The following is a 9,606-nucleotide window of genomic DNA, read 5'->3' as shown; positions in this document are numbered from 1 at the left end:
TATATATTAACACCTTATTAAAAAAAATAAAATCATAAGGTCTATTTTAGTATGCCATTTTTTAATACTAGTACTTGACTAATCGTAGGAATGAGAGGCTGGGACAAATTAAATGTTCCAGCCTTTCTACTTGTTTAATGAACATGTTCTGTTTGATCCATACAACATAATAAAGAATTATCGTGCTGATGGTCTGATGTTTCTAATTGGATAGTAGCATGTTGTATGGATTTATGGTTTAGTTTATGGTTAATTTCTTCTATTATACTGTCGCATTCTAATACTGTTTTTTCTCTATCTACAACTGCATGACAACTTAATGCTGTTAGATCACTTGTGATAGACCAAATGTGCAAATCATGTACATCGATTATTTCTGGATGTGATGTGATTGTTTCTGAAATTTCGTGTATATCGATATTTGATGGTGTTCCTTCCATTAATACGTTTAATGCTGATTTTGTAACACCATATCCGCTTCTTATAATTAGCATAGCAACAATAACACTTGCTATTGGATCGGCTAATTTCCAACCGAAAATTATCATGATTATTGCTGCTACTATTGCACCGACTGACCCTAATAAATCTCCGAGTACATGTATAAAAGCACCACGCATATTTAAATTGTTTTTTGTGTCAGATCCTTTAAACATTAACCAGGCAATAACAAGATTAACGATTAATCCAATTGTACTAATGATGAGCATACCTGTTGAAGCTACTTCAGGTGGATTTATAAATCGTGAGATTGCTTCATAAAAAATGTATAAGCTAATAGCAATTAATAAAATTCCATTTATAAAAGCAGCGAGTATTTCAAAACGGCGATAGCCATAAGTTTTATGTTGATTTGCAACACGTTCACCGAATTTAAAAGCCATGAGTGCAATAAATAAAGAAATTGCATCACTAAGCATATGACCTGCATCTGATAATAAGGCTAAGCTATTTGTAACATATCCTCCAATTACTTCTACAATCATAAATAAAGTAATGATTATGAAAGAAATCAGTAATATTTTTTTATTATTTGTATGAACATGGTTGTGGTCATGTCCGTGATGTTCATGTCCCATATAAACACCTCTCAATTTAAATTAATGTTTAGCGTGTTCGATTGCTTGTTTTAAAAATAGAATAACGTGGTCATCATCAATTGAGTAGAATATGCTCTTTCCTTCTCTTTCAAATTTAACAAGTCGAAGATTCTTTAAAAATCTCAATTGATGGGAAACTGAAGATTGACTAAGTGACAGTGTTTCTGCTATACATCCGACTGAGTGTCTGCCTGTACAAAGTAAATGTAAAATCTTTACTCGAGTTGGATCACTTAATGCTTTAAAGGTTTGTGACACTAGTAACAATGTTTCATCATCTAATATATTATAAGTACTCATTTTATTCTCCTAACATATGAATATATGTTCATATGTTAATTCTATAAAAAATCGTCATCTATGTCAAATGATTATAAATTGACAAAATAGATGCTATTGTGAGATGTTTTGTTTTATTAAAATGTTTGGAGGATATTATGGTAACTATATATGGACTAACAGTAGATGATGAATCTAGATGTGAGCATTATCAAACACCTCTAGATATCATTGCAATTAAATTTAAATGTTGTAACAAATTTTATCCTTGCTATAAATGTCATGAAGAATGTGAAAAACATGAACTTAAAAGATGGGATAAAAGTGAATTTGATGAACATGCTATATTGTGTGGTGTATGTAAACAAACAATTTCAATAAATGATTATATGCTAAAAGAAGTATGCCCACATTGTGCATCAAGGTTTAATCATCGATGTAAATATCATCACCATTTATATTTTAAAATTTAATTTGGTTTAATGTTTTAAAGGTAATTTATTACAAAACGTGTTATAATATTTTTAACTATAAAAATGAGCATACAGTGAATGTTGAAAAGAGAGAAGGAGGACATTAAATGAAAGATTTAATAAAAGGTCATATATTAAGTGGCGAATTTGATACTGCATATAGATTGATGTCCGAAGTGGATTTCTTAGAATTTGAAGAACACTTCATTTCAGCAGCTCACGAAGAAGAAAGTACAATGTTTTATACTTTTATATTAGATTCTATTAAGAAGGAAGAAACAAGTGAACTTCATGACTTAGCATTTTTGTTACATGTCTATCCATATAGTGAGCATGATGGTGCATTCTACTCAGCTTATTATCATGCTGAAAGATCGATGATATTAACAGAATATAAAGAAGTGAAGAGTTTATTGCAAATGCTTTTATTACATGCAATTCCAGAACCTTTGCTATCCGATAAGCAAGCATTTGACATTAGTAAACAAATACTTAAAATAGATCCCGATAATAAAGTTGCTAGAAATATAATGAAAGAAACTGCTAAGAGAATGGATAAAGTTGTAGTAGATTTTTCACAATTATCTAATTCTCAAAATGCATAAACCTAGTCGTTTGACTAGGTTTATTTTTTATGGGATTATAGGAAAGTTACAAAAACAAATATTAGGAGAAACAAATGGATAATCAAGTTAAAAGAAAAATCATCATGATTGTATTTTTGGTTGGTACATTCTTCATGATTTTAAACGAGACGCTTTTAAATATTGCATTAAAAGAATTGATGTCAGTATTTAATGTTGATGCGCCAACTGTTCAATGGATGGCGACTGGTTTTATGTTAGTAATGGGTGTACTGACGCCACTGTCTGCCGTTGTAAATCAATGGTTTACAACGAGAAGGTTATTTTTAGGGTTAGTAACAGTCTTCACAATCGGGACATTAACAGCAGGTTTAGCAATTAATTTCCCTATGTTATTAGTTGGTAGAATGATTCAAGCAGCAGGAACTGGACTTATGATTCCGACAGTTATGAATGCAATGCTTTTGTTATATAATGAGCATGAACGTGGGAAAATAATGGGGCAATTTGGTTTAGTGATTATGTTTGCACCAGCACTAGGACCCACATTATCAGGTGTTATTGTAGACTATATGGGTTGGAGATGGTTATTTTTAATTGTCATTCCATTCATGATGTTCACCTTTATTTTTGCCTATAGATATTTACAAAATGTAGGAGAAATAACGAGACCAAAAATTGATGTTTTCTCAATTATTTTATCTACAATAGGTATATCAACAATCATTTACAGTGTATCTTCAGTTAGTAGTACAGAAGGTGGATTCTCAAATCCATCAATCTTTATAACGTTAATTGTTGGTATAATTATGATGACTTTATTTGTATTTAGACAACTTAAATTAGACGAACCGCTACTGGACCTAAAAGTGTTTAAATACCATAACTATACTAAAGGTGTCATTATATTTGTTGTAGTTATTATGACAATGTTTGCATCTGAAATAGTTATGCCTATGTATTTACAAGGTCCTATGGGATTCAGTGCTAAAATAGCTGGTCTTATTTTATTACCTGGCGCTCTACTTAATGGTTTCTTATCACCATTTATGGGGGCAATATTTGATAAAATTGGACCGAGAAAACTCGTTGTACCAGGTTTGATTGTATTATTATGTGTTTCAATATTTTATTCAACAATTCACCCGGGTATATCCGTTTGGGTATTTGTCGTTGTGTATATTATTTTAATGATCAGTATTTCTGCAGTGTTAATGCCTGCAAATACAAATGCTTTAAATGCTATACCTAAAGAAATGTATCCACATGGAACAGCTGTTTCAAATATGTTACAACCAATTGGTGGTGCATTAGGTATCGCTGTATTTGTGAGTATTATGAATAGTGGTCAAACTACAGCACTTCAAGGTATTAAAAATCCAACAACAGAACAAATTAATAATGCTATGACAGTGGGTATACATCATTCTTATTGGTTTGGTATTGTGTTATTAGTTCTAGCAATAATTGTAGGATTTACAGTTACAAGAGCGAACTATAGCAAATCATTGGAAGAAAAATCGTAACTAAATTTGTGTTTTTACAAAACCACTTACTTTTGTAAGAGGTTTTTTTTAATTACTGGAATAGTTTTTATGATAGTGGGTATATGTCACTATATTGAACAAGTAAATGAGGAGGAAGATTTGTGTCAAATGTTAAAGAAGCAACAAAAATAGGGTTTGCTTATGTCGGAGTCGTAGTGGGAGCTGGATTTTCAACAGGACAAGAAGTAATGAAATTCTTTACACACTATGGTTTGTATGGCTATCTAGGTGTAATCATCTCAGGGATTATGCTAGCGTTCTTTGGCCGACAAGTAGCAAAAATTGGTACTGCGTTAGATGCTGATGATCACAGCTCTACTATCAACTATTTGTTTGGTAAAGCAGGTATTGTTATAGACTATGTATTAATATTCTTCTTATTTGGAATATCTGTCACGATGATAGCTGGTGCAGGTTCTGCATTTCAAGAAAGTTTTGGTGTGCCAACATGGCTAGGAGCTTTAATTATGTGTGTGGTTATTTATATCACACTATTATTAGATTTTGATAAAATTGTTAAAGCTTTAGGTGTAGTAACACCATTCTTAATAATTATTATTCTTATCATTGCAGGTTATTTCTTTATAAATGGACATGTTGGTATTTCTGAAATAAATAGTACAGTAGAAGAGCCAAGTCTATTTTGGGGTATTGCTCAAGGATTCATTTATGGAGGATTAGCTTTCTCTGTAGGATTTAGTACGTTAATTGCAATAGGTGGAGACGCTGATAAACGTCGTATTTCAGGTTTAGGTGGAATTATTGGCGGTGTTATTTATTTAGTATTATTAGCACTGATTAACTCAGGACTATTAGCAGAATATCCTAATATTAAAGATGTAGAAATCCCTACATTAGCATTGGCTAGAACTATATCACCAATAGTTGGTTTAGCACTGTCGGTTATTATGCTAATGGTAATGTACAATACAATTTTAGGGTTAATGTATTCATTTACCGCTAGATTTACGGTACCATTTTCAAAAAAATATGTATTGTTATTAACGATCGCAATGTTATTGGCATATGGATTAAGCTTTGTAGGTTTCTCTGCATTAATAGATAAACTTTATCCAGCAATGGGTGTAATTGGTTTAGTTATATGCGGTGCAATACTCGTTAAATATATATTGAGAAAAAAAGATAATAAAAAACATATCGCATAAAATAAATGAATATGTTAAACTGTCTTCTTACATGAGGAAGTGAACATATGAAAAGGAAAAAACGACGGTTGTTTATTTTGATTGTGGCGATCATCGTTGTTGTAAGTGGTTTTTATATTTTTAATAAATATCAAGAACATAAACAACAAGAAAAACAATTGCAAGCGCAAAGAGCAAATCAATTACTTCTTAATAATAAAAAAGTGAAATTGATTCGGGATGTAAGTTATGGACATTCTGCACCAAAAAGTCAAATGGATATTATTGTGCCTTCAAAAATGAAAAAAGGTGAAAAATTGCCTGTCATATTTTGGACGCATGGTGGTGGATTTATCGCAGGGGATAAAAGACAAAAAAATCCATATTTGGCTCAAATTGCTGAAAAAGGATATGTTATAGTGAATGTTAATTACGCTTTAGCACCAGATTCGCAATATCCTACACCTATACATCAATTAGATCAAGCAACTAAATATACATTGAAATATAAAAATAAATTTAATATTGACCATAAACAAATTCTTTATGGTGGTGATTCAGCGGGAGCTCAAATAGCTAGTCAATATGTCGCTATTCAAACAAATCCAAAGTTACAACAGCAAATGGATATGAAAGCTAGTATCAAACAAGAGTATTTAAGAGGCGCAATTCTATTTGGTGGCCTTTATAATATGCAAACCGTAAGAAGTACTGATTTTCCTAGAATTGATTTATTTATGACAAGTTATACGGGTTCGAAAAAATGGGAAAGAAACTTTGCCCAGATTAATCAATTATCTACTGTAGATCAAGTAACGAAGTATTATCCACCTACATTTTTAACGGTTGGAGATGCTGACCCATTTGATCCACAAAATAGAGAATTTGATAAAGTGTTGAACGAACAAGGTATAGAAACAACAACTTCATTCTTTGATGGTACACATGGTTTGCGTCACCAATATCAATTTCACATGAATTTAAAAGAGTCTAAAACGACTTATAATAGTGTGATGATGTTTCTAGGTGCGAATACGAAACAGTCACCTTATGAGAATAATGCAACTCAAGAATCAGAAACGGTATTAAAGAAAGACAAATAAAAAAGACAAACTAAGCGAGCTTTTGCTTGATTAGTTTGTCTTTTTTTATAATAATTTAGCCATTACAAATTCATCATAAAATTTTTCATTAAAATATAACGTTTCTTCTTTTTTGCCTTCTACTTTGAAACCAAATTTCTCATATAAACGATAAGCAGGTTCATTCTCGGTAACAACGTTTAGTTCTAGTCGATGAAGTTGTCTTCTTACCGCCCATGCTTCTGTTTCTTGTAACAATTTATAGCCGATACCTTTGTTTCTAAAAGATGGAAGTAATCCCATAGCAATTTTAGCAGCGTGACTATTTCTTTTTGTTCTTCCACCTTGAAGTGTCACATAACCAATTAAAGCATCATTTAATTCGGCAACAATTATAGTAGAATTACTTGTTGTAATCATTTCTTCTAGAAATAAAGTTTGATTTTGTATTGAAATTTGATGTTCACCTGGATTAAATAATAGATATTCTGATTGATTAATCACGCTATCTAATAATTTATTAAAGTTTTCAACATCATTTATTCGAATTTCTCGTATGATTTCTTTCATAAAATATCTCCTATTTCTATTTATAAATTACAAACAATGTTATATTTATTGTAAATATGCAATAAGTTATAAATATTATAACACATATATAAAGTCCGAATGCAAAGGAGTGCTTAAAATGAAAGCGAATGTATTAATTTCCGGTGGTTCAGGATACATAGGTAAGCATTTAATAAGTACATTAAAAGATGTTGGTAATCTATATACGATTACAAAGTATGAAGCTGATATGATTGACATGGATATCACTTGGAGAAAATGTGATATTTATGTATTAAAGGATATGATTGATGCTTTGGAAGGTATAGACATTGCAATTTATTATTTAGATCCTAATAAAAAATCTGCAAAATTAACACAAAGTACAGCTCGGAATTTGAATTTACTTGCTAGTGATAATATGGCAAAAGCATGTAAAGAAAACAATGTGAAGAAAATCATCTATATTACCGGTTCTCCATTTGATCAAGAAACGATAGATACATTAAAATCAACAGGAATTGAAGTTCAAGCTACAGAGCAATCTATTAAACGACCAGCTGTTTCTATAGAATTACAAAAGTCTAAATTTGATGATGTAAGAAGTGTAGATAGAATGCCCATACCATATGAATGGGACATGGAACAAGTTGTGAAATATTACTTTGAATGGTTACAAGAAACAAGTGGTACCCTTGTCACTACAGAACTAATCGGTGATACGTATAATGTGTACTTTAAACATAGAAGTAATCCGTTATTAAAATTACAACGAATTACCCCAAGTATTCACGAGGATCTCATTCAGTTTAAAGTTGTTGGAGGCGCACTGGCAGTCAATTTGTATGAAGACAATGGTGTATTGGAATTTAGAAAGCTAAGACTGACGAATGAATTCATCGTACATTTATATAACTATATACCAAGAATACCATGGAGTATTTATTATTTATCTCAAGCACCTATTCATAATGTTACGATGAAAGGCTTTGAAGTGGATTGTAGAATAAAAGACTTTCAGTTACGAACAACGGCTGGAGAAATAAAAAAATATACAAAGTAAGAGGGATAGTATATGAAACTATTAATTATTGAGGATGATGAAACTTTATTTAAAGCTATGAAAAGCCAATTAGAAAAATGGGATTGGTCCGTACATGGTATAAATGATTTTGGCTTAGTGTTTGAAGAATATAAAGCATTACAGCCTGATATGGTTATCATCGATATTCAATTGCCACAATATGATGGATTCTATTGGTGTCGAGCAATTAGAAAACAATCTAACATTCCTATCGTGTTTCTTTCTTCAAGAGATCACCCAATGGATCAAGTGATGAGTATGGAACTGGGTGCAGATGATTTTATTCAAAAACCATTTCATACAGAAGTACTTGTTGCTAAATTACAGGCAATTTATAGAAGAGTTTATCAATATAATAAAGAGGAACCTAGAATTAAATTATGGAATAAAGCACGAGTAGATTATGGCAAACATGTTATAGAGAAAGATGATAATGAAATCTCTCTAACTAAAAATGAAATGTTTATTTTAGAAATATTGCTTAATCATAAGAATGAAGTCGTTAGTAGAGATACAATTATTACAGCATTATGGGATGATGAACAATTTGTTAGTGATAATACTTTAACTGTTAATGTGAATCGTTTAAGGAAAAAACTAACAGACATTGGACTTAATGATTTGATAGAAACGAAAGTAGGCAAAGGTTATATAGCGCATGAGCTGGAGGGATAAAATGATAAAATGGTTTGTTAAGGAAAAATGGACTTGGATATTATTATTTATTCTTATGCAGCTTATTATAATTTTGACAAGTTGGTTAGATGTAGCATTTTCAACAAGAAGTGCATTGTATTTAATAGGTATCAATTTTATTATTTTTATTGTATTTCTATGGTTAATTTATACAAGAGAAACGCGATTTTATATGGCGTTAAAGCATGACATTCCTATAAAAGAAATTGAGCATAAAGCATTAAATCAATCGGCATATGAGAAAATAATTTTCGACTATATTCAAAGTTATGATGAAAGTGTACGACATACTATACATGACCAAAATAAAGAAATTCAGCTTACTAAAAATGACTTACTCGATTGGATACATGAAGTCAAAACGCCTATTACAGCAATGAAGTTATTATTAGATCAAATAGAGGAAACAAAATTAAAACAAGACTTATTATATGAGTGGAGTAGAATAGACTATTTGCTCGATCAACAGCTATATATTAGAAGATTATCTTCAAAGAGTAATGATTTTTATTTTGGACATTATTCATTAAAAGATATGATTATTAAAGAAATTCAACATGCGCGAAATATTAGTATTGCAAAAGGGATAGGCTATGATATTCAAATAGATGACGAAAAAGTTTATACAGATGAAAAATGGTGTCGTACCATTATTAGACAACTGATTAGCAATGCGTTGAAATATACTAAAAATAGTGACATAACTATTTCTACTTATGAACAAAACAATCAATTGCATTTAAAAATCCAAGATAATGGTAGAGGAATAAAAACACGAGATTTGCCAAGAGTATTTGAAAGGGGATTTACTTCAACTACAAATCAAAGAGAGTCCACTGCTACAGGAATGGGACTTTATTTGGTTAGAGAAATTGCTGAAGGTTTAAGTATAAATGTAAATATAAAATCTACATATGGAGAAGGTACGACTGTGTTACTTATTTTCCCACATCCTAACTGTTTTACTGCTCTTGAACAATCAAGTGACAATAATGTCACTTCAAACCTCAAAATGTACGATGATTCAAAGGAGATTAATTAAAAAAGCCTTTAATATTGAATCATAG

The 9,606-nt window shown here is 30.8% G+C and carries 11 protein-coding genes; 8 read left to right on the top strand and 3 right to left on the bottom strand.

What is annotated here, in order from left to right:
• Nucleotides 1-134 precede the first annotated feature (134 nt).
• Both LQ609_RS06360 and LQ609_RS06355 read right to left on the bottom strand, forming a co-directional pair.
• A complete protein-coding gene (locus LQ609_RS06360) occupies nt 135-1,079 on the bottom strand; it encodes a cation diffusion facilitator family transporter (protein ID WP_078357090.1) in 945 nt (314 codons plus the stop codon).
• Nucleotides 1,080-1,100: 21 nt separating this feature from the next.
• The gene (locus LQ609_RS06355; protein WP_078357089.1) at nt 1,101-1,400 is read right to left on the bottom strand and encodes an ArsR/SmtB family transcription factor; all 300 of its coding nucleotides are present in this window, start codon (nt 1,398-1,400) and stop codon (nt 1,101-1,103) included.
• 137 nt (nt 1,401-1,537) lie between these two features.
• Between LQ609_RS06355 and LQ609_RS06350 the strand changes: the two genes are divergently transcribed.
• The 5 genes from LQ609_RS06350 (at nt 1,538) to LQ609_RS06330 (ending at nt 6,231) form a co-directional block, all read left to right on the top strand.
• Nucleotides 1,538-1,852, top strand: coding sequence for a CHY zinc finger protein (locus LQ609_RS06350; protein WP_078357088.1), 315 nt, complete (start codon nt 1,538-1,540; stop codon nt 1,850-1,852).
• Nucleotides 1,853-1,959: 107 nt separating this feature from the next.
• Nucleotides 1,960-2,457, top strand: a complete 498-nt coding sequence (locus LQ609_RS06345) for a hypothetical protein (RefSeq protein ID WP_078357087.1) — start codon at nt 1,960-1,962, stop codon at nt 2,455-2,457.
• A 74-nt stretch (nt 2,458-2,531) separates the two neighbouring features.
• On the top strand, nt 2,532-3,962 hold the full coding sequence (locus tag LQ609_RS06340) for an MDR family MFS transporter (protein WP_078357086.1): 1,431 nt from the start codon (nt 2,532-2,534) through the stop codon (nt 3,960-3,962).
• Between the two features lie 122 nt (nt 3,963-4,084).
• Nucleotides 4,085-5,149, top strand: coding sequence for a YkvI family membrane protein (locus tag LQ609_RS06335; RefSeq protein WP_078357085.1), 1,065 nt, complete (start codon nt 4,085-4,087; stop codon nt 5,147-5,149).
• Nucleotides 5,150-5,196: 47 nt separating this feature from the next.
• Nucleotides 5,197-6,231 (top strand): alpha/beta hydrolase, encoded by a 1,035-nt coding sequence (locus tag LQ609_RS06330; protein WP_078357084.1) that lies wholly within the window; start codon nt 5,197-5,199, stop codon nt 6,229-6,231.
• Between the two features lie 45 nt (nt 6,232-6,276).
• On the opposite strand, the gene LQ609_RS06325 is transcribed toward LQ609_RS06330, so the two are convergent.
• On the bottom strand, nt 6,277-6,780 hold the full coding sequence (locus LQ609_RS06325; RefSeq protein ID WP_078357083.1) for a GNAT family N-acetyltransferase: 504 nt from the start codon (nt 6,778-6,780) through the stop codon (nt 6,277-6,279).
• Between the two features lie 118 nt (nt 6,781-6,898).
• On the opposite strand from LQ609_RS06325, the gene LQ609_RS06320 reads away from it, so the two are divergent.
• From LQ609_RS06320 to LQ609_RS06310, 3 genes are read left to right on the top strand one after another with little or no spacing between them, the layout of a single operon-like run.
• The gene (locus LQ609_RS06320) at nt 6,899-7,822 is read left to right on the top strand and encodes an NAD-dependent epimerase/dehydratase family protein (protein ID WP_239734453.1); all 924 of its coding nucleotides are present in this window, start codon (nt 6,899-6,901) and stop codon (nt 7,820-7,822) included.
• Between the two features lie 12 nt (nt 7,823-7,834).
• Nucleotides 7,835-8,518 carry a response regulator transcription factor gene (locus LQ609_RS06315; RefSeq protein WP_107509168.1) on the top strand — a complete coding sequence of 228 codons (684 nt, stop codon included), beginning with the start codon at nt 7,835-7,837 and terminating at the stop codon, nt 8,516-8,518.
• A 1-nt stretch (nt 8,519) separates the two neighbouring features.
• Nucleotides 8,520-9,581, top strand: coding sequence for a sensor histidine kinase (locus tag LQ609_RS06310; RefSeq protein WP_115337143.1), 1,062 nt, complete (start codon nt 8,520-8,522; stop codon nt 9,579-9,581).
• Nucleotides 9,582-9,606 lie beyond the last annotated feature (25 nt).

Source organism: Mammaliicoccus sp. G-M28 (genome assembly GCF_022386595.1).
GTDB classification, from domain to species: Bacteria; Bacillota; Bacilli; order Staphylococcales; family Staphylococcaceae; genus Mammaliicoccus; species Mammaliicoccus fleurettii.
The sequence above is the reverse complement of the archived record's forward strand: the minus strand, read 5'-3'. Positions and strand labels throughout refer to the sequence as shown.

Coding starts and splice junctions, on each gene's coding strand:
- LQ609_RS06310 (WP_115337143.1), top strand. CDS start 8,520: ATGATAAAATGGTTTGTTAAGGAAAAATGGACTTGGATATTATTATTT.
- LQ609_RS06360 (WP_078357090.1), bottom strand. CDS start 1,079: ATGGGACATGAACATCACGGACATGACCACAACCATGTTCATACAAAT.
- LQ609_RS06350 (WP_078357088.1), top strand. CDS start 1,538: ATGGTAACTATATATGGACTAACAGTAGATGATGAATCTAGATGTGAG.
- LQ609_RS06315 (WP_107509168.1), top strand. CDS start 7,835: ATGAAACTATTAATTATTGAGGATGATGAAACTTTATTTAAAGCTATG.
- LQ609_RS06345 (WP_078357087.1), top strand. CDS start 1,960: ATGAAAGATTTAATAAAAGGTCATATATTAAGTGGCGAATTTGATACT.
- LQ609_RS06340 (WP_078357086.1), top strand. CDS start 2,532: ATGGATAATCAAGTTAAAAGAAAAATCATCATGATTGTATTTTTGGTT.
- LQ609_RS06355 (WP_078357089.1), bottom strand. CDS start 1,400: ATGAGTACTTATAATATATTAGATGATGAAACATTGTTACTAGTGTCA.
- LQ609_RS06320 (WP_239734453.1), top strand. CDS start 6,899: ATGAAAGCGAATGTATTAATTTCCGGTGGTTCAGGATACATAGGTAAG.
- LQ609_RS06325 (WP_078357083.1), bottom strand. CDS start 6,780: ATGAAAGAAATCATACGAGAAATTCGAATAAATGATGTTGAAAACTTT.
- LQ609_RS06330 (WP_078357084.1), top strand. CDS start 5,197: ATGAAAAGGAAAAAACGACGGTTGTTTATTTTGATTGTGGCGATCATC.